This is a genomic window from Ensifer sp. M14, from assembly GCF_003355565.1.
Classification (GTDB): domain Bacteria; phylum Pseudomonadota; class Alphaproteobacteria; order Rhizobiales; family Rhizobiaceae; genus Ensifer.
Genome location: NZ_QJNR01000018.1, coordinates 66,982 through 86,212, shown reverse-complemented (window position 1 = coordinate 86,212; position 19,231 = coordinate 66,982). Strand labels below are relative to the sequence as shown.

Genomic DNA, 19,231 nt, shown 5'->3' with positions numbered 1-19,231 from the left:
TGAGAGAGGCGATGGCGGAAACGCTGGCCGGCTGGGAGGCCGATCTGCCACAGGTCTGGCAGGATGCGCTCGGACCGATTGGGGATGATTTCGATCGGGTCGATGTCGGTCTCGCGTTCGAAGCCTGGGAGCCGATCTTCCCGGCGCGCCGCGGCAGGATCTTCCCCGGCCAGCCGAAGGGCGCGCATGCGCTTGCGGCATTCGATGGAATTGCGCCCGACGGCGTGCGCTGCCTGATCCTGGGTCAGGATCCCTATCCGGAACCGGGTTTCGCCACGGGCCGCGCCTTCGAGGCCGGCAATCTCGCCAGCTGGGCCGAGCTGGACAAGATGTTCTCGAAGAGCATCCGCGCCTACATGCAGCTGATTGCGGCAGCGCGTCTGGGCGACGAGAGCCTCAGTGAGGACTTTGGTCGCTGGCTCGATGTGCGGCAGCTGTTGTGTGATCCTTCAGGGTCGTTCGAGGCGCCGGATGTGATCGCCGACCGCTGGGTCGGCGAGGGCGTGCTGTTGCTCAACGCATCCCTGACGCTGTCGCGCTTTCGCGTCGATATCGACCCGCACCAGTCGCGCGGCCATCTTCCGTTCTGGCGGCCCTTGATGCTGCGCGTGGTCGAGATGCTGCTTTCGCGCGGCGAGCCGATTGTCCTTCTCGGGTTCGGCGCGGCCGCAGCCGATATTTTTGCTGAAGCCGGTATTCGTGAGGGCCGCCACGGCAATGTCGCCTGCGTCGAGCGCGAGCACCCCGCTTTTGCCGACAAGGTGCTTGGCCGGGAAAACCCCTTCCTTCTCTGCAATCTCTATCTGGAGGCGATGGGCGCTCGTCCCATCGCATGGTGAACCATGGCGTCCAGCCCGGAATATGACTTCATCATCGTTGGCGCCGGTTCGGCCGGCTGTGTTCTTGCCAATCGCCTGTCGAAGAACCCGGCCAACCGCGTGCTTTTGATCGAGGCAGGTGGAAAGGACCGCAATCCCTTGTTCCGGCTGCCGATGCTGATGGGCAAGCTCTTCCACTCGGGCATCTACAACTGGCACTATCACACCGAACCCGAGCCCTATCTCAATGGCCGTTCGCTCTATTGGCCGCGCGGCAAGGTTCTGGGCGGGACCTCGACGATCAATGGCATGATCTATGTGCGCGGCAATCGCCACGACTATGATCGCTGGGCACAGCTCGGCCTGCCTGGTTGGTCTTATGACGACGTCCTGCCGGCGTTCCGCCGCTCGGAAACGCATGTTGAGCGCAAAGACGCGTTTCACAGCACGGAGGGCGAACTCACCGTCTGCCGGGCCCGTGGTCACAATCCGCTGATGGACGTGTTCTGCGAGGCGGGCCTGCAGGCCGGCTATCCTGCGAATGATGACTTCAACGGTGCCACCCAGGAAGGGTTTGGCCGCTACGATTTCACCATCCGCAAGGGCAAGCGGTGGTCCACATCCTGGGCGTTCCTGCGCCCGGCGCTCGGCCGCAAGAACCTGACCGTGCTGACGGGCGCTGAGACCACACGCCTGATCATCGAGGGTGGCCGGGCTTGCGGTGTCGGGTACCTGAAGGACGGCCGGCCGGGGATCGCGCGCGCTGGGCGAGAAATCATCCTCTCTGCGGGCGTCGTCAATTCGCCGAAGGCTCTACTGCTTTCCGGTATAGGACCGGCGGACGAGCTGAGCGCGGTTGGCATCAAGCCGCTGCTCGACCTTCCCGGCGTCGGCAAGAACCTACAGGACCACGTCGACTGCGTCATGAGCTGGGAATGCCGCGAGCCGGTCACGCTGTTTGGCGACCTTCGCGCCGACAAGCTCATTCCCGCCGTTGCCCAAGGCATGCTATTCGGGGAGGGCATCACGACGACGTTTCCCTACGAGGCAGGGGCCTTCGTCCGCTCGAACGACGGCCTGGTCTCGCCCGATATCCAGCTGCACTTCATGCCGGCGCTCGAAAAGACCGCCAACCTGCATTTCCCCAATCCCTTCGCCAAGAAGCGGGCGGTCGAGGCGGATCACGGCTTCACCATCCGGGTAGGTCCCGTCAATCCGGCGAGCCGCGGCGAGATTACGCTGCGGTCGGCGAACCCGACCGACAAGCCCAAGATCCAGGCGAACTACCTGCAGTCCGATTTTGATATCCGCACGATGATCGATGGCATCCGGCTGACGCGCGACATCGTCGGGCAGAAGGCATTCGACCGCTTTCGCGGCAAGGAACTGGCACCCGGGCCGGAGGCGCTCGACGACGCCGGCCTGACCCGCTGGCTGCGCGCGACCGCGATGACGACGTTCCATCCGGTCGGCACCGCCAAGATGGGCAACGACCCCATGGCCGTGGTGGATGCACAGCTCAAGGTGCACGGCATCGAAGGACTGCGCGTCGCCGACGCTTCGATCATGCCGATCATCGCCAGCGGCAACACCAACGCGCCCGCCATCATGATCGGCGAGAAATGCGCCGAACTGATCCTGAACAGCTAAGGGAGTGATCCGATGATCCTCGAACACCGAACCTATTCGTTCAAGCCCGGCACGGTCGACAAGTGGATGAAGAAATACGAGGCTGACGGTCTTCCGGTGCAAAAGCGCCATCTCAACACATTCGTCGGCCTCTATGTTTCGGAACTCGGCACGCTTCACACCACCGTTCTGATGTGGGCCTACGACAGCCTTGCCGATCGCGAGGCGCGCCGGTCGGCCATGTATGCCGATCCGGATTGGCAGAAGTTCATCTCCGATGTTTGGGCGCTCGACGCGATCCAGAAGCAGGAGGTGATGATCATGAACCCTGCATCCTATTCGCCGCCATTTTGAGACGACCCGGCACGCGCCGCGCATTGCCTGCGCGTGCCGCAATGCGCATGACACAAGACAATCAACAAAAGAGGGAACGATCATGACTGACAAGGCTTCACAACACATACATCGCCGCACATTCCTGCAGGCAAGCGCGGGCGCCGCAGCGCTCGGCTTTGCCGCAAGCATCGTGCCCGAATTCGCCAGGGCATCCGGCGGGCTGGTCGCACTCGTCCATACGCAGGCTGCCGGCGACAACGGCCCGGTCGACCAGATGATCGCCAAGCTCAAGCAGCTGTCGGAAGAGAAGGGGTTCGAGCACCGCGCCATCTACGCGCAGGACCCGGCGACCTATGAAACCATCTACCGCACGCTTGGTGATGCAGGTGCTCAGATCATCATCTCCACCTTCAACGAAGTGGCTGAACCCTTCAAGGCACTGGCGCCGTCCTACCCCAACACCAAGTGGATCCAGCTGTTCGCCGACCCCTTCGAGCCGGCGATCCCGAACGTGGTGACGGTATCCTACGACTATTATCTTGGCTGCTACCTCTCCGGCGTCTTTGCGGCCAAGATGACGACGACGGGCAAGACCGGCTTCATCGGCGGCGTTTCGATCCCGCCGCTCAATGCCGATTTCAACGCCTTCAAGGCCGGCGTGCACTCGATCAAGCCGGATGCCAGCGTCGTTGCGGCTTTTGCCGGCTCGTTCCAGGACCCCGCAAAGGGCCAGGAAATCGCCACCCAGATGTACAATGACGGCATCGACTATATCCAGACGGACGCAGCCGCCACAGATGGCGGCATCATCGCCGCCGCCAACGAAAGGGAAGGCCGCATGGTGAGCTGCCTTGCGCCGGGACAATACGCACTTGGCCCGAAGTCACTCATCTCCATCGTCAGTCTCGATTTCGGCGTCTCGCTTTACAACGAGGCCAGCAAGGCCGTCGGTTCCGACTGGAAGGGCGGCGCGCACGAGCACACTGGGCTTGGCACCGGCGTCATCGACTTCGTTGCCTCGCCGATCTTTGCCGAACAGGGACCTGCGGATCTGAACGCCCGGGCGAAGGAGGCGCTTGTCGAGGTCGAGAAGGCACGTGCCGGTATCCTTGACGGCTCCATCAAGGTTCCGTTCAACACCACGCTCTGAGCCACTGGAGCATCCCGCTTTCAAGTGGAATCACTGAAAGCGGATGAGATGCTCCAGAATCAAAGTCCTAGTGCGTCCTTAGCGCGTTCTTCCGAACGCGCGGCGCTCTAGCGCCGGCCCGCCGGGTCGGCGCGGAGCCTTGACAGAAAACCGGCACCGGTCTTTCCCCTGAGGTGAGGATCGCCGGACGTTTGCGGATCATCACGCATTGGTCGATGGCCGCGAACCTTTGCTCTCGATGGGAACCTTTTGATGTCTAATCCTCCGAAACCCGCGCTGGAGTGCCGTGATGTCACCGTGAAATTCGGCGACGTGACGGCATTGTCCGACGTTGCCGTCTCGTTTGCCCCCGGTCAGATCCATGCGGTCGTCGGCCAGAACGGCGCCGGCAAGACGACATTCGCCCGCGTCGCTGCGGGGCTCGTTCAGCCGACTGCCGGCGCGGTCGACGTGATGGGTGAAGAAATCCGCACCGGACACGTCAGCCAGAGCCGGGCTGCGGGCGTGGAACTGGTTCATCAAAGCTTTGCTCTGCCGCCATCCTTCACCGTTGCCGAAACGATGGAGTTCGGCGCCACGGGCAAAGGTGGCATCTACAGTCGCAGGGGGCTTGCCGAAAAATGGCGGACGCATCTCGCCGGTCTCGACGTCCAGGTTGACCTGAACCGGCGGATCCGCGACCTGCCGATCGAGACCCAGCAGGGTATCGAGATAGCAAGGGCGCTGGTCATGGACGCGCGCGTGCTCATCCTCGACGAGCCGACCGCGGTGCTGTCGCCCTCCGGCATAGACATGCTGTTTGCCCGCGTCCGCCGTCTCAAGCAGCGCGGCGTGACCGTCATCCTCATCCTGCACAAGATCCGCGAAGTGCTCGGCATCGCCGATACGGTCACGGTGTTGCGCGGCGGAAGAAAGGTCGAAGGGCCGCTGCCGATCGCCGAGGTTTCGGCCGAGAGGCTCGCCAACCTGATCGTCGGCGATGCGATTGCCAAGACGCTCGACCGGCATGAGCGCGACGCGCTGGTCGGGACCAAATCGCCAGTGGGCGAGGGCGCAGGTCATCCCGAAAATGCGACAGGTCCAAGTGTCCTGTCCATGACAGCCGTCTCGACGTGGCCCGACAGTGAGGGCATCGCGCTCGATGGCATCGATCTCGATATTCGCCCCGGCGAGATCGTCGGCATAGCCGGCGTGGAGGGCAACGGACAGAAGACGCTGGTGCGCGCCATTTCCGCCCTTGCCGATCTGGCAAGCGGGTCGATCCGGCTCGCAGGCCAGGACGTGACCGGTGCACCGCTCGCTGCCCGTCGCGCGATCGGTCTCAGGATCATTCCCTTCGAGCGCAATGTCGAAGGTCTCAGCCTCACGAGTTCGCTCTGGCAGAACTGGAGCGCAAGGGAGCTGCTGCAAGGAAGCCTGCTCAAGGTGATCCGCCCCTCGGCGGTGCGCGAAGCCTGCGACCGGTCGCTTCGGGAGTGGAGCGTCCACTACCACAATTCCATGCAGAAGGCCGGATCCCTGTCGGGCGGCAATGCCCAGAAGGTGATCCTGGCGCGCGAGGTCGATAGCGATGCCAGGCTGATCATCGCCGCTCAGCCGACGCGCGGTCTCGACATCGGTGCCACCGCCTTCGTGTGGCAGGCGCTCCGGCAGGCACGCGATCGCGGCGCCGCCATCCTCCTGATCTCGTCGGATCTCGACGAGCTGTTCGACATCTCCGACCGCGTCGTGGTGATGCTGTCGGGGCGGGTGAACGGCGAATTCCGCGCGCCCTTCGACATCGTGTCGGTGGGTGCAGCCATGACCGATGCGGCTGCGAGGAAAAGCGCATGAAAGACAGTCTCTTAACGGTTGTCCGCAGCCTGATCTTCGTCGCTTTCGCGCTCGTCCTGTGCGCGCTGGTGTTCCAGTTCGCCGGTTACAATGCGCTGACCATGCTCTGGGCGGTGGCCGACGGCGCGTTCCTGCGCAGCGGCGCGATCGAACAGAGCCTCAGATGGGCGCTGCCGCTGTTCATCACGGCCGTCGGCGTCGGGATTTCATTCCGGGCAGGTTTCTTCAATATCGGCGCCCAGGGCCAGTTCTATGTCGGCGCGATCTGCGCCGCCTTCGCTGCCGAAGCGTTCAAGGGCGGGCCGGCTTTCCTCGTCATCCCGGCACTGCTCATTTCCGGTATGCTCGGCGGCGCCCTCTGGGCGCTTTGGCCGGGGCTTTTGAGGCTGCGCTCCGGCACGGACGAGGTGATCACCACGCTGATGGGCAACTTCATGGCCGGACTGCTGCTGGTCTACGTCACTTCCGGGCCACTCAAGGATCCTTCCGGGTCCGGCCAGCAGGCGTCGAGCCGCCCGCTCGATGCCGCCTATCGCATCTCGGACTCGCTCGGCCTGTCGTCTACCATCATCGCCATCGCCGTCGCCGTCGGCATCCTGATGTGGCTCTTGGTCAACCGCACCGCCTTCGGGGTTTTGGCAAGCCTCGCCGGCCGCAACGGCACGATGGTGGAGTGGCAGGGCGCGCGGCTGTGGAAGCTCGGCCTGTCGAGCTTCCTCATCTCCGGCGCGCTGGCCGGTCTTGCCGGAACCATCGAGTTCATGGGACCGAACGGCCGCATCGCATCTGGGTTCCTGCCGGCCCATGGATTCACGGCCATCCTGATCGCGCTCGTCGCCAATCTCTCGGTGCTCGGCACGGCCGCGGCCGCGGTGTTCTTCGGCGGCCTTGCCTCGGCAGCACTCTATCTGCCGATCATGGCAGGCCTGCCGGCTGCTGCCATCGACATCATCAATGCGGCGATCGCGCTGTTCATCACGGCAAGGTCGAAGCTCGTCGACAAGGTGCTGCGCCTCGGAGGGCGCCCGTCATGAACGAGATCATCATCGCCATCCTGCGTTCCGGCACACCGCTGATCTACGTCACCCTAGCCGGCGTCATTGCGCAGCGGGCAGGAGTGTGGAACCTCGGCCTCGAGGGTCTGATGATCATCGGCGCCTGCGCCACGATCGTCGGCATCATGCTGACCAATTCCATCCTCGCTGCCATCCTGATCGCCATCCTCATGTGCGTGCTCGCCTCGGTCCTCCTTTGGTTCGTCATCGACAGGCTGACGGCCAATCCGATCATTGCGGGCCTCGGCCTCACGGGTCTTGGCGTCGGCGGTACGGCACTCGCCGTCCAGGCGATCTTCGGAAGCCAGGCGAGCGTAACGGCGCCTTTCGGCATTCCGAAGCTCGGGCCGGCCTTTGGTGCTTACGGGGTGCTGTCGATCTCGGTCGCGGCCATGCCGTTCGTCGTCTTCGGCATTTGGGTGCTGCTGCGCCGCACCCGCTTCGGTCTCCGGCTTGCTGCCTGCGGCGAACATCCCTTCGCTGCCCGCAGCGTCGGGGCCAACCCCTCGCGCATGCGTCTCGTGGCGCTTTCGATCGGCGGCGTGCTGTGCGCCATCGGCGGCGCCGAACTTGCCGCCGGCAGCCTGCAGTTCTTCGCCCAGGGCATGACCGCGGGCCGCGGCTTCATGGCTTTTGCCGCGGTCATCTTCGGCGCTTCGCATCCGGTGGGGGCCACTTTCGCCGCGCTGTTCTTCGCCGTCGTTGGCGCTCTTGGCATCCGGGCGCAGCTGATGTTTGGCGACAAGATCCCGCACGACCTCCTGCAGGCGCTGCCTTATCTCGCCACCGTCTTCGGCGTCTGGCTTTCCGGCAAGCTGCGCGGCGGCGCCAAGGCTGCCAGTTCCTTTGCCGAGCTCAAGGATCAGTAGGAGACACCCATGACCTTTGCCCAGCGCCATCCGATCCAGGATATCTGTATCCTGGTCAGCGACCTTGAGGCGTCGATCCGCTTCTACACGGAGAAGCTCGGCTTCGAGCTCAAGCATCGCGCCCCCGGGTTTGCCGATTTCACCGGCGCCGGGCTGACCCTTGCGCTCTGGGAGCGCTCGCATATCGAGGCGCATGCCGATGTTCGCGTGCCCAAGGGATCGGCATCGGCGGTTCTCGTGGCGGTGCGGCTCGACAGTCCCGCCGAGATCGATACCCTCTATGCCGACCTGACAAAAGAAGGCGTCACCTTCGTCAACCCGCCGGCCGACTACCCCTGGAATGCCCGATGCCTCTATTTCCACGGGCCGGATGGCGAAACCTGGGAGCTTTATGCCTGGCTCGATGGCGGCGCTCCCGGCAAGGTGGCAGCATGACACGTAAGCTGATCATCCTCACCGATCCCGGCCAGGACCAGGCGGCCGCAATCCTGATGATCCTCGGCCAGCGACAGGCCTTCGAGGTGCTCGGTCTGGTCGCCACGGCCGGCAACATCAACCTCGATCACACGATTGCCAACTGTCTGAAGCTGATGGAACTGGCCGGTCGGCCCGATATTCCGGTCTTTGCCGGTTGCCCGCATCCGATCATCCGCCCGTTGGTCATGGCTGAGCACGTGCATGGCCCGACCGGCCTTGATGGCCCGAACCTGCCGCGGCCGTCGATCAGGCCACAGGAAAAGCACGGCGTCGATTTCATTATCGATACCGTGCGCGCCCACCCTGGGGAGATCACCATCTGTTCGCTGTCACCGGTGACCAACCTGGCGCTGGCCTTGCGCAAGGCGCCCGACATTGCCGGCAAGATCCACGAGGTCGTCGCCATGCTCGGCGCCTATTTCGAGGTCGGCAACATCACGCCGACGGCGGAGTTCAACTGCTATGTCGACCCCGAAGCCGCTGACATCGTGCTGAACGCCGGCATCAGGACAACGCTTCTGCCGCTCGACGTGACGCATAAGATGCGCTCGACGCCGGAGCGCCTCGGCGCCATGCGGGCGCTTGGAAACCGCTGCGGTGTGGCGACCGCCGAAATGCTGGAATTCTCCGAAACCTTCGACCTTAAAAAATACGGGTGGGATGGTGCGCCGTTGCACGGGCCGTGCGTGCCGGCCTTCATGCTGGCACCGGAGATGTTTTCGGGGCGGCAGATCAACGTCTCCGTCGAGCTCAACGGCGCATTGACGTCAGGCATGACGGTCGCCGACTGGTGGCAGATCACCGACCGCCCGAAGAATGTGTTTTATGTCACGGACGGCGACCCGGTCGCCTATTACGATCTTCTCCTGAAATCGCTGGAAAACCTGCCATGAGTGAAATCCTGATCCGCAACGCGACGATCGTGGCGATGGACAACAGCCATGGCGCAGCGCCATTTGTGGGCGACGTGCTGATCGAGGGCGAGACCATAAAGGCGATTGGCGAGGCGCTTTCGGCCGGCCCCGACGCACATATCATCGAGGGACGCGGCAAGCTGGTGATGCCTGGGCTTGTAAATGCCCACACCCATTCCAGCGAGACCTTCCTTCGCGGCCGCTATGAGCGCATGCCGCTCGAAATCTGGCTGCTTTATGCCTATCCGCTGCTGATGAATGACCCGATCGGCGAACGGCTGCTCTATCTGCGCAGCCTGCTGCTCGCGATGGAATCTCTGCGCAACGGCGTCACCACCTTCTGCGACGATTTCTTCGATCCGCCGCGCCATGATCTTGATCGTCTTGCGACGGTCTTTCGCGCCTATGACGATGCCGGTATTCGCGCCAATGTTTCGAGCGCCGTGATGAACGTCCATACGCTCGATGCGCTGCCCTTCGCTCGCGAGGTGATGCCGGCCGAGTTGCAGGCCCTTCTCGACTTCGGCCCGCCGCTGACCGCGAGCGCCTACATCGACTATTGCCGCTCGGCCTTCGCCAGCCTGCACGGGAAGTCCGGCCGGCTGAATTTCATGATTGCGCCTTCGGCGCCACAGCGCTGCTCTCCGGATCTGATGGCAGCGTGCATGGACCTGGCGGACGAAAAGCATGTGCCCTTCCACACGCATATTCTGGAAACAAAGACCCAGGCCGTGACCGGCCACATGCTGCATGGCAAATCCCTGATCGCCTACATGCACGATCTCGGTCTCCTGAAGCGCAACACGACGATCGCGCATTCGGTCTGGGTCAGCGACGAGGACATGCGGTTGATGGGGCAGGCCGGTGTCTCGGTCGCCCACAACGCCGTGTCGAACCTGAAACTCGGCGCGGGCATCGCTCCGATCCGCCGCCTGCTCGATGCGGGGGTGACGGTCGGTCTTGGAACAGACGGCGTCTCCTCGAATGACACGTCCCGCATCTTCGACGTCATGCGCGTCGCCGGCCTGGTGCACAGCGCTGCCGGGCCCGACCATTCGGCATGGGTGGCAGCGGATGAGATCCTCGCCATGGCCACCATCGGCGGCGCACGGACAGCCATGCTCGAAGAGGCGACCGGTTCGCTGGAGGTCGGCAAGGTCGCAGACCTCCTGATCCTCAACCTTCGCAGCTATCCCTTCATGCCGCTCAATGACGTGGCCAAGCATCTGGTCTATTCGGAAAACGGCTCTTCGATCGAGACCGTGATGGTTGCCGGCCGGATCGTGATGGAAAACGGGCGTCTGACCACAGTCGACGAACAGGCCGTCTTCGACGAGATCGCCGAGCTGGTGCCGGCCTATCTTACCGAACATGCCGACCTCGAGCGCCGCAACAGCGTTTTCGAGCCAGTCATGGCGGAAATCCATCGCCGTGCCACCCGGGCCGATATCGGTCTCAACCGCTATCAGGGGGATGGCGCCGACGTTCATCGCCAGTCCTGAGCCGTTGACGCTGCAAGCATGGTGGTCTCTCGTCAATGAACCGGGATCACCACGCTCAGGATCTGCTGTTCAAAGAATTTCGAAAAGGCCGCGATGCGCGGCGGCAGCGCCTGGTACGGGGGATAATAAAGCGTCAACCACAGATCCTGCGGCGCCCATCCCTTGAAGGCATGGACCAGCCTTCCGGTCCGCAGATGCTCGGCGATATGAAATCCGGGAAGCAGTGCCACGCCCGCACCGTCTGCCGCCATGTCGGCAAGGATCTCGCCGCTGTTGGCGCTGAACGCGCGACCTGCCGATATCGTCACGGATGAACCGCCGTCGGAGAGAACCCAGCTTTCCCGGCGGCTCTCGCCACTATAGGCGAGGCATTCTTCGGGCGTGAGCTCTCCAGGATGGCTGAGGCCGGCGCAGCGGCTGCCGGGGCTTACGACCAGGATGCGCGGTATGGCGCAGATCTTGCGCCAGATGGTGAACTTGTCGGAGGGCTGCGAGGAGATGCGAATTGCCAGGTCGTAGTCGTCGTTGACGATGTTCACGAGCCCGTCCGAGAGCACGACCTCGAATGATATCTTCGGGTAGAGTTCCTTGAAGCCCGACAGGATCGTCGGCAGAAAGGTTTTTCCGAGCCACGTCGGGGCACTGATCCTGAGGCGCCCCTCATCCGCCTTGTGCGCGTTCATGACGTCGCGTCGCGCGCTTTCCAGCGTTTCCATGGCGGGCTGGATCTGGGCTGCGAAAATTGCGCCGTCCGTCGTCAGCGAAACCTGCCTGGTGGTTCGAACGAACAATTGAACACCAAGATCGGCTTCAAGTGCCGCGATCGCGCGCGTGACCGCAGCCGGCGTCATGTCGAGCTCGCGGGCGACCTGCGCGAAGTTTCTTTTTTCGGCGGCCATCAGGAAGGTGCGGAGCGCTTTGTAGTCGTTCATCTCATTATTTCAAAAATCGCAATTCATTCGAAATTAATATTGCAATTCCGCCGGTTCGGCAATCTGCGTAGGTTTGTTTTCAGCAACAGACACCGGACAAAACGCAAGGAAACGCGGTCATGATCAAGGGCATCAAGGGACTTCATCACGTCACATCCATGGCGTCGGACGCCGGGCGGAACAACGCGTTCTTCACCAACACCCTCGGCTTGAGACGAGTGAAGAAGACCGTCAACTTCGACGAGCCGAGCATCTACCACCTGTACTACGGCGACGAGACGGGTGCTGCCGGAACGGTGATGACATACTTCCCATTCGATAACATGATGCGTGGCCGCCCTGGTGTCGGAGAAGTGGGCGAGACCCAGTTCGCTGTTCCAAAGGGCGCGCTGGCCTACTGGAAGGATCGTCTGGCATCGCAGGGTGTCGCTGGCATCAAGGCCGACACGATCTTCGGTGCCAACCGCCTGCGGTTTGCCGGCCCTGATGGTGACGGATTGGCTCTGGTCGAAAAGGCCGACGATGCTCGCTCCGCCTGGACGGCCGCGGGTGTGCCTGGAGACGCTGCCATCCGTGGCTTTGCCGGCGCCAGATTGAGCCTGCACGATACGGCAGCGATGGAGGAGCTTCTCGGTTTCATGGGCTACGAGCGCGCAGAAAAAGAAGGCAACGTCACGCGGTTGGTCATCCCCAACGGCAACGGCGCCGACACGATCGATCTCGAGGCTTTGCCGCAAACCACGTTCGCTCGCCAGGGGGCGGGTTCGGTCCATCACATCGCCTTTGCCGTCGAGAACCGCGCAGCACAGCTCGAGGTTCGCAAGGCGCTGATGGATACCGGCTATCAGGTCACGCCGGTCATTGACCGCGACTATTTCTGGGCGATTTATTTCCGCACCCCCGGCGGCGTCCTGTTCGAAATCGCGACCAATGAGCCTGGGTTCAATCGCGATGAGGATACCGCTCATCTTGGCGAGGCGCTGATGTTGCCGCAACGCTACGAACCCTTGCGCAACCGGATCGAGGCAGGCCTCGTCCCGCTTGCAGCATAAACGACAAATGCCTGCGGGCGGCCCGGCGCAGCCCGCATCTTCGACATCCTGAAGGCCTCTCGGGCAACGTCCGCCAATACCACCCCCCGATTGGCCAGTCCTGTTTCCAAGCCCGCCGCCAGACGGCACACATCACGCACGAAGGAGAGACCCAATGTCCAGCAAACTAGAAGTCCTGACCCCGCAGAACAGCCAGCTCATCTTCATCGACCAGCAGCCGCAGATGGCCTTCGGCGTGCAGTCGATCGACCGGCAGACCCTGAAGAACAACGTCGTCGGTCTTGCCAAGGCCGCAAGGATCTTCAACATTCCAACGACGATCACGTCGGTGGAGACCGACAGTTTCTCGGGCAACACCTTTCCAGAGCTGCTCGGTGTCTTCCCCGAAAACGACATTCTCGAGCGCACCTCCATGAATTCCTGGGACGACCAGAACGTGCGCGATGCGCTTGCCAAGAACGCTGCTGACGGCCGCAAGAAGATCGTCGTGTCGGGCCTCTGGACCGAGGTCTGCAACACGACCTTCGCGCTCTCGTGCCTTAACGACACCGACTACGAGATCTACATGGTCGCGGATGCGTCGGGCGGCACCTCTCTCGATGCCCACAAATATGCGATGGACCGCATGGTGCAGGCAGGCGTCATTCCCGTCACCTGGCAGCAGGTGCTTCTCGAATGGCAGCGCGACTGGGCGCGCAAGGAAACCTATGATGCCGTCACCGGGCTGGTGAAGGAGCATTCCGGCGCCTACGGCATGGGCATCGACTATGCGGTCACGCATGTTCACGGCGGCACTGAACGCGTCAGCCACGGCAAGCGGATTGGTCCCAACCCCGCCAAGTAACGGTCGCCGGTCGCTCCGGCCGGATACGTCCTGCCGGAGCGTTTGATCCATCACTCCGCGAGGTTACCCCATGAAAGTCTATCTTCTGTCGCTCGGTGCCGGCCTGCTGGTGGGCGTGATCTACAGCCTCTTGAACGTGCGCTCGCCCGCCCCGCCCGTCGTCGCGCTCATCGGACTGTTCGGCATTCTGGTCGGCGAACAGCTCGTGCCGCTGGCAAGAAACGTCTGGGCGCGAGAGCCGACCGCTCTGTCCTGGCTTCATCAGGTTAAGCCGCATATGTTCGGCCATCTGCCGAAGGGCGGCGTGAACGTCGCCACTTCCAGCCAGCATTCGCAGGAGGACAAAAGCTGATGACGACGCGCCGAACCTTTCTGGGTGCAGCGACCAGCCTCGCCTTTCCCAGCCTGTTTTCACCGGCAAATGCCGCCGACCCCAGCAAGACCGGAGCCGCTCCCATGCATGCCGATATCATCCTTCACAGCGGATTGATCACCACGCTCGACCGCGCCAATCCGAACGCCACGGCGATCGCCATCAAGGACGGCCTGTTCATGAAGGTCGGCAGCGATGCCGAGGTCATGGCGCTGGCGGGACCCGGGACGAAAATTATCGATCTGAAAGGCAAGCGCGTGCTTCCCGGGTTGATCGACAACCACACCCACGTGGTGCGGGGAGGGCTGAACTACAACATGGAACTGCGGTGGGATGGCGTTCGCAGCCTTGCCGACGCCATGGACATGCTGAAAAGACAGGTGGCGATCACGCCGGCGCCGCAATGGGTTCGCGTCGTCGGCGGCTTCACCGAGCACCAGTTCGCCGAAAAGCGCCTGCCGACCATCGAGGAGATCAACGCAGTTGCGCCGGATACGCCGGTCTTCCTCCTGCACCTCTACGATCGTGCCTTGCTCAATGGCGCAGCGCTGCGCGCTGTCGGCTATACTAAGGACACGCCGAACCCGCCGGGCGGCGAGATCACCCGCGACGCCAACGGCAATCCGACCGGCATGCTGCTCGCCAAGCCGAACGCCGGCATACTCTATTCGACGCTTGCCAAGGGGCCGAAGCTGCCCTTCGACTACCAGGTCAACTCCACCCGCCATTTCATGCGCGAGCTGAACCGGCTGGGGATCACCGGCGTCATCGATGCCGGCGGCGGTTTCCAGAATTATCCCGACGACTATGCCGTCATCCAGAAGCTGTCCGACGAAAACCAACTGACCGTTCGCCTTGCCTACAATCTCTTCACCCAGAAGCCGAAGGAAGAAAAGCAGGATTTCCTCAACTGGACCCAGTCGGTCAAATACAAGCAGGGCAACGATTATTTTCGTCACAACGGCGCAGGCGAGATGCTTGTCTTCTCCGCCGCTGATTTCGAGGACTTCCGCCAGCCCCGCCCGGAGATGGGACCAGAAATGGAAGGTGAATTGGAGGGCGTCGTTCGGATACTGGCGGAGAACCGCTGGCCCTGGCGCCTTCACGCCACCTATGACGAAACCATCACCCGTGCGCTCGATGTCTTCGAAAAGGTCAACAAGGACATCCCTCTCGAAGGGCTGAACTGGTTCTTCGACCATGCCGAAACCATCTCGGATCGCTCGATCGACCGCATCGCTGCGCTCGGCGGCGGCATCGCCACCCAGCACCGCATGGCCTACCAAGGCGAATATTTCGTCGAGCGATATGGTCACGGCGTTGCCGAAGCGACACCGCCGATCAAGCGCATGCTCGAGAAGGGCGTCAACGTTTCGGCCGGCACGGATGCGACGCGCGTCGCCTCCTACAACCCCTGGGTCTCGCTTTCCTGGATGGTGACCGGCAAGACCGTCGGCGGCATGCAGCTTTACCCCCGTGCCAATTGCCTCGACCGCGAGACGGCATTGCGCATGTGGACGGAAAAGGTCACCTGGTTTTCCAACGAGGAGGGCAAGAAGGGCCGGATCGAGAAGGGCCAGTTCGCCGATCTCGTCGTCCCGGACAAGGATTTCTTCTCCTGCACCGAGGACGAGATTTCCTTCCTGACCTCCGAACTCACGATGGTCGGCGGCAAGATCGTCTATGGTGCCGGTGCTTTCAAGGCGCTCGATGAAAACGACGTGCCGCCGGCCATGCCGGACTGGTCGCCGGTCAGGGCCTTCGGCGGCTACGCCGCCTGGGGTGAACCTGAAGGGGCCGGCAAGCGTTCGCTCCGCCGCACGGCCATCTCGACATGCGGCTGTGCCAGCGACTGCGGCGTGCATGGCCACGACCATGCCGGAGCCTGGACGTCGAAACTGCCGATCGCCGATCTCAAGGGGTTCTTCGGTGCACTCGGTTGTTCCTGCTGGGCCGTATGAGGCCCTGTGCTGTCACCAAGCGATGAACGGGCAGCGGATTGCTGCTGCCCGTCCTCACCTGCCTATCGGGCGCTGTCTGGCACATCGCCTTCGACCCACTTGCATCGTTGGTGACTGTTGCGGAAATCGCAATTAAATCGAAATGATTAGTGCAATTGTTCGGGGCAGCCATCCCCGGCAACATAGCCTCCATCAGACGAACATACCGCTGCTCCTGCCGAGCAGCGAAGATCGCAGGAGCAGACATGACCGATCGTTCATTTCCCATCATTCGCCCTGGCGGGCCTCTTGAAAGGCTTGCCGCGTCACGCATCACGCGGACCGTCGCGCTTCTCGCCTTGTGCGCGGCCTATATTCAGGGACCGCTCACCAAAATCTTCGATTTCACCGGCGCAATCGCAGAAATGGAGCACTTCGGTCTTCGTCCGGCAGCGCTGTTTGCTGTTGCCGTCATCGCATTCGAACTCACCGCCTCGGTCATGGTTCTCTCAGGCTATCGGCGTTGGCTGGGAGCGCTGGCGCTCGCCGTCTTCACACTTCTCGCGACATTTATCGCCCTTCGCTTCTGGGAGCTCGCGCCGGGCATGGAGCGGATGATGGCGACCAATGCCTTCTTCGAGCATCTGGGCCTCGCCGGCGCTTTCGTTCTCGTCGCAGCGATCGACATCACCAAGGGAGCCGGCAAATGAGCGCCTCGAAATCATCAGGCGGAAGCTTCGCTCCGCTGCGCCAACCTGTCTTCGCGGTCCTCTGGGCAGCGACTGTTCTCGGCAACACCGGCAGCTTCATGCGCGACGTCGCCAGCTCCTGGCTGATGACGGATCTCTCCGCAGCACCGGCGGCCGTCGCCATGGTGCAGGCGGCCGGTACGCTGCCGATCTTCCTGCTGGCCATCCCCGCCGGCGTCCTCTCCGACATTCTCGACCGGCGAAAGTTTCTCATCGCCATCCAGCTTCTGCTTGCCTGCGTCAGCATAACCTTGATGACGCTTTCGCATATGGGGCTGCTGTCGGTCAGCGCATTGATCGCCCTCACGTTCATGGGCGGTATCGGGGCTGCACTGATGGGGCCGACATGGCAGGCGATCGTTCCAGAACTCGTGCCGCGCGAAGATGTCAAAAGCGCCGTTGCTCTGAATTCCCTGGGCATCAATATCGCGCGCTCGATCGGTCCGGCGGCAGGCGGCCTGTTGCTGGCCGCCTTCGGTGCCGCCGTTACCTACGGCGCCGATGTGGCGAGCTACATCCTCGTGATCGCGGCGCTGGTCTGGTGGCCGCGCGCCAAGAATGCGGATGATGCGCTTTCCGAAGGGTTCTTCGGGGCCTTCCGGGCGGGGTTGCGCTACACCCGCGCCAGCCGGCCGTTGCATGTCGTGCTGTTGCGGGCCGCAATCTTCTTTGCTTTCGCCAGTGCGGTTTGGGCGCTGCTGCCGCTGGTTGCGCGTCAGTTGCTCGGCGGCGACGCCAGCTTCTACGGCATCCTGCTCGGTTCGGTCGGTGCCGGTGCGATCGCCGGCGCGCTCGTCATGCCGAAGCTGCGCCAGCATTTCGGCGCAGACGGCCTGCTGCTCGGGTCCGCCCTGGTGACCGCACTGGTCATGGCGGCGCTGTCGCTGGCCCCGCCGCAATGGCTGGCGGTCGTCATCCTGCTCTTCCTCGGAGCTGCCTGGATCTCCGCTCTGACAACGCTCAACGGCGCTGCTCAGGCAATCCTTCCGAACTGGGTGCGCGGGCGCGGGCTCGCCGTCTATCTCACCGTTTTCAACGGCGCGATGACGGCAGGAAGCCTCGGCTGGGGCGCCATCGGCGAGGTTGCCGGTGTCTCCGGCACCTTGCTGATCGGAGCGGCTGGACTGTTGGTGGCCGGACTGGTCATGCATCGCATCAAATTGCCGGCTGGCGATGCCGATCTCGTCCCGTCGAACCATTGGCCGGAGCCACTCGTCGCAGAGCCCGTCCCCCATGACCGCGGCCCGGTGCTGATCCTGATCGAGTACCATGTCGAGAAACACCACCGCGCCGCATTCCTGCATGCACTCGATGACTTGTCGCAGGAGCGCCGCCGCGATGGCGCGTACGGGTGGGGCGTGACCGAGGATTCGGCGGATCCGGAAAAGCTGGTCGAGTGGTTCATGGTCGAGTCCTGGGCGGAACATCTGAGGCAGCACAGGCGGGTATCGCAGGCCGATGCCGATCTGCAGGGCAGGGTGCTTGCCTATCACTCAGGAACGGAAAAGCCTGTTGTCCGGCACTTCCTGACGATCAATCGGCCGGGTAAGGTATCGGCGTGATCAATGGGGGGCGTTCTCGTGCGCCCTTTCATTGCGAATCTTGCAACTCAATCGACGCCATTGTTGCAATTGTCGGCATTCTCTTCTCGGTCCAATATCTCTGCACAGACACTCACAACGCCGCGAAACCAACCTCTCTTCAAGCACTCAAAGGAGAAATGAACATGGGCTTTGTTACCACCGCAGACGGAACCGAAATCTTCTACAAGGATTGGGGTCCGAAGGACGCCCAGCCAATCATGTTCCATCACGGTTGGCCGCTCAGCGCCGACGATTGGGACGGGCAGATGTTGTTCTTCCTGTCCAAGGGATACCGGGTCGTCGCGCACGACCGCCGCGGCCACGGCCGCTCGACGCAGGTCTCCGACGGACATGACATGGATCATTACGCTGCGGATGCCTTTGCCGTCGTCGAAGCACTCGATCTGAAGAATGTCGTCCATATCGGCCACTCGACCGGCGGCGGCGAGGTCGCCCGCTATGTTGCCAAACACGGTGAGCCGTCGGGCCGTGTTGCCAAGGCAGTGCTGGTTTCCGCCGTGCCGCCGCTGATGCTGAAGACTGCAGCGAACCCTGAAGGGCTGCCGAACGAGGTCTTCGACGGCTTTCGCGCCGCGCTCGCTGCCAACAGGGCGCAGTTCTTCCGCGACGTGCCCGCCGGTCCGTTCTACGGCTTCAACCGCGACGGTGCGACCGCGCAGGAAGGCGTGATCCAGAATTGGTGGCGGCAGGGCATGATGGGTAGCGCGAAAGCCCATTACGAGGGCATCAAGGCTTTTTCGGAAACCGATCAGACGGAGGACCTGAAGGCAATCGGCGTGCCGACGCTGGTCCTGCATGGTGACGACGACCAGATCGTACCGATCGCCGATGCTGCGCTCAAATCGATCAAGCTGCTGAAAAACGGTACGCTGAAAACCTACCCAGGCTTCGGCCACGGAATGCTGACGATCAATGCCGATGTCCTCAATAGCGACCTGCTCACCTTCATCCAGGCCTGACATCGCATGAGAACGGATGCGGCGCCCGTCGCCGCATCCCTTGGCCCGAAACAGCGTTCGCGACGTGCCGGCCGCAACTGCGACGATATCATCGATATCGCGCGATCACCCGCCACGATGGACGCCGGACGGGGCCGGTGATCGCCCTCAATCACGCGGAGCGGCTTTCTGGAAGTCGGAGCCCCCGGTTCCCGA

At 62.9% G+C, this 19,231-nt stretch carries 18 protein-coding genes; 17 read left to right on the top strand and 1 reads right to left on the bottom strand.

Annotated features, from left to right (window positions below):
* The first annotated feature begins 11 nt into the window (after positions 1-11).
* The 10 genes from BLJAPNOD_RS32880 to BLJAPNOD_RS32835 all read left to right on the top strand — a co-directional run bounded on the left by BLJAPNOD_RS32880 (position 12) and on the right by BLJAPNOD_RS32835 (position 10,583).
* Positions 12-839, top strand: a complete 828-nt coding sequence (locus BLJAPNOD_RS32880; protein ID WP_115422920.1) for a uracil-DNA glycosylase — start codon at positions 12-14, stop codon at positions 837-839.
* A gap of 3 nt (positions 840-842) precedes the next feature.
* Positions 843-2,468, top strand: coding sequence for a choline dehydrogenase (locus BLJAPNOD_RS32875; protein WP_115422919.1), 1,626 nt, complete (start codon positions 843-845; stop codon positions 2,466-2,468).
* A 12-nt stretch (positions 2,469-2,480) separates the two neighbouring features.
* The gene (locus BLJAPNOD_RS32870; protein WP_115422918.1) at positions 2,481-2,801 is read left to right on the top strand and encodes an NIPSNAP family protein; all 321 of its coding nucleotides are present in this window, start codon (positions 2,481-2,483) and stop codon (positions 2,799-2,801) included.
* A gap of 106 nt (positions 2,802-2,907) precedes the next feature.
* On the top strand, positions 2,908-3,933 hold the full coding sequence (locus tag BLJAPNOD_RS32865; protein WP_115423178.1) for a BMP family ABC transporter substrate-binding protein: 1,026 nt from the start codon (positions 2,908-2,910) through the stop codon (positions 3,931-3,933).
* 252 nt (positions 3,934-4,185) lie between these two features.
* Positions 4,186-5,766, top strand: a complete 1,581-nt coding sequence (locus BLJAPNOD_RS32860; RefSeq protein ID WP_115422917.1) for an ATP-binding cassette domain-containing protein — start codon at positions 4,186-4,188, stop codon at positions 5,764-5,766.
* Entirely contained in the window at positions 5,763-6,800 is a 1,038-nt protein-coding gene (locus tag BLJAPNOD_RS32855) for an ABC transporter permease (protein WP_115422916.1), read from the top strand. Before BLJAPNOD_RS32860 ends, BLJAPNOD_RS32855 begins: the two co-directional genes overlap by 4 nt.
* The gene (locus BLJAPNOD_RS32850) at positions 6,797-7,690 is read left to right on the top strand and encodes an ABC transporter permease (RefSeq protein WP_115422915.1); all 894 of its coding nucleotides are present in this window, start codon (positions 6,797-6,799) and stop codon (positions 7,688-7,690) included. Before BLJAPNOD_RS32855 ends, BLJAPNOD_RS32850 begins: the two co-directional genes overlap by 4 nt.
* A 9-nt stretch (positions 7,691-7,699) precedes the next feature.
* On the top strand, positions 7,700-8,125 hold the full coding sequence (locus BLJAPNOD_RS32845) for a VOC family protein (protein WP_077502409.1): 426 nt from the start codon (positions 7,700-7,702) through the stop codon (positions 8,123-8,125).
* Complete coding sequence (locus BLJAPNOD_RS32840; RefSeq protein ID WP_115422914.1) at positions 8,122-9,060, top strand: nucleoside hydrolase; 939 nt, start codon at positions 8,122-8,124, stop codon at positions 9,058-9,060. The genes BLJAPNOD_RS32845 and BLJAPNOD_RS32840 overlap by 4 nt, the downstream gene beginning before the upstream one ends.
* Positions 9,057-10,583: an amidohydrolase gene (locus BLJAPNOD_RS32835; protein WP_115422913.1), complete on the top strand. Its 1,527-nt coding sequence runs from the start codon at positions 9,057-9,059 to the stop codon at positions 10,581-10,583. The genes BLJAPNOD_RS32840 and BLJAPNOD_RS32835 overlap by 4 nt, the downstream gene beginning before the upstream one ends.
* Positions 10,584-10,615: 32 nt before the next feature.
* Here BLJAPNOD_RS32835 and BLJAPNOD_RS32830 read toward each other — a convergent pair whose 3' ends face one another.
* Positions 10,616-11,515, bottom strand: a complete 900-nt coding sequence (locus BLJAPNOD_RS32830) for a LysR family transcriptional regulator (RefSeq protein WP_115422912.1) — start codon at positions 11,513-11,515, stop codon at positions 10,616-10,618.
* A gap of 119 nt (positions 11,516-11,634) precedes the next feature.
* On the opposite strand from BLJAPNOD_RS32830, the gene BLJAPNOD_RS32825 reads away from it, so the two are divergent.
* The 7 genes from BLJAPNOD_RS32825 to BLJAPNOD_RS32795 all read left to right on the top strand — a co-directional run bounded on the left by BLJAPNOD_RS32825 (position 11,635) and on the right by BLJAPNOD_RS32795 (position 19,036).
* Positions 11,635-12,567 (top strand): VOC family protein, encoded by a 933-nt coding sequence (locus BLJAPNOD_RS32825; protein ID WP_115422911.1) that lies wholly within the window; start codon positions 11,635-11,637, stop codon positions 12,565-12,567.
* A gap of 154 nt (positions 12,568-12,721) precedes the next feature.
* Positions 12,722-13,411, top strand: coding sequence for a hydrolase (locus BLJAPNOD_RS32820; protein WP_115422910.1), 690 nt, complete (start codon positions 12,722-12,724; stop codon positions 13,409-13,411).
* A 70-nt stretch (positions 13,412-13,481) separates the two neighbouring features.
* The gene (locus BLJAPNOD_RS32815; RefSeq protein WP_115422909.1) at positions 13,482-13,763 is read left to right on the top strand and encodes a XapX domain-containing protein; all 282 of its coding nucleotides are present in this window, start codon (positions 13,482-13,484) and stop codon (positions 13,761-13,763) included.
* Positions 13,763-15,745: an amidohydrolase gene (locus BLJAPNOD_RS32810; protein ID WP_115422908.1), complete on the top strand. Its 1,983-nt coding sequence runs from the start codon at positions 13,763-13,765 to the stop codon at positions 15,743-15,745. The genes BLJAPNOD_RS32815 and BLJAPNOD_RS32810 overlap by 1 nt, the downstream gene beginning before the upstream one ends.
* A 245-nt stretch (positions 15,746-15,990) precedes the next feature.
* On the top strand, positions 15,991-16,434 hold the full coding sequence (locus tag BLJAPNOD_RS32805; protein ID WP_077502401.1) for a DoxX family protein: 444 nt from the start codon (positions 15,991-15,993) through the stop codon (positions 16,432-16,434).
* Entirely contained in the window at positions 16,431-18,035 is a 1,605-nt protein-coding gene (locus tag BLJAPNOD_RS32800; RefSeq protein WP_115422907.1) for an MFS transporter, read from the top strand. Before BLJAPNOD_RS32805 ends, BLJAPNOD_RS32800 begins: the two co-directional genes overlap by 4 nt.
* 164 nt (positions 18,036-18,199) lie before the next feature.
* The gene (locus BLJAPNOD_RS32795) at positions 18,200-19,036 is read left to right on the top strand and encodes an alpha/beta hydrolase (RefSeq protein ID WP_077502399.1); all 837 of its coding nucleotides are present in this window, start codon (positions 18,200-18,202) and stop codon (positions 19,034-19,036) included.
* Positions 19,037-19,231 lie beyond the last annotated feature (195 nt).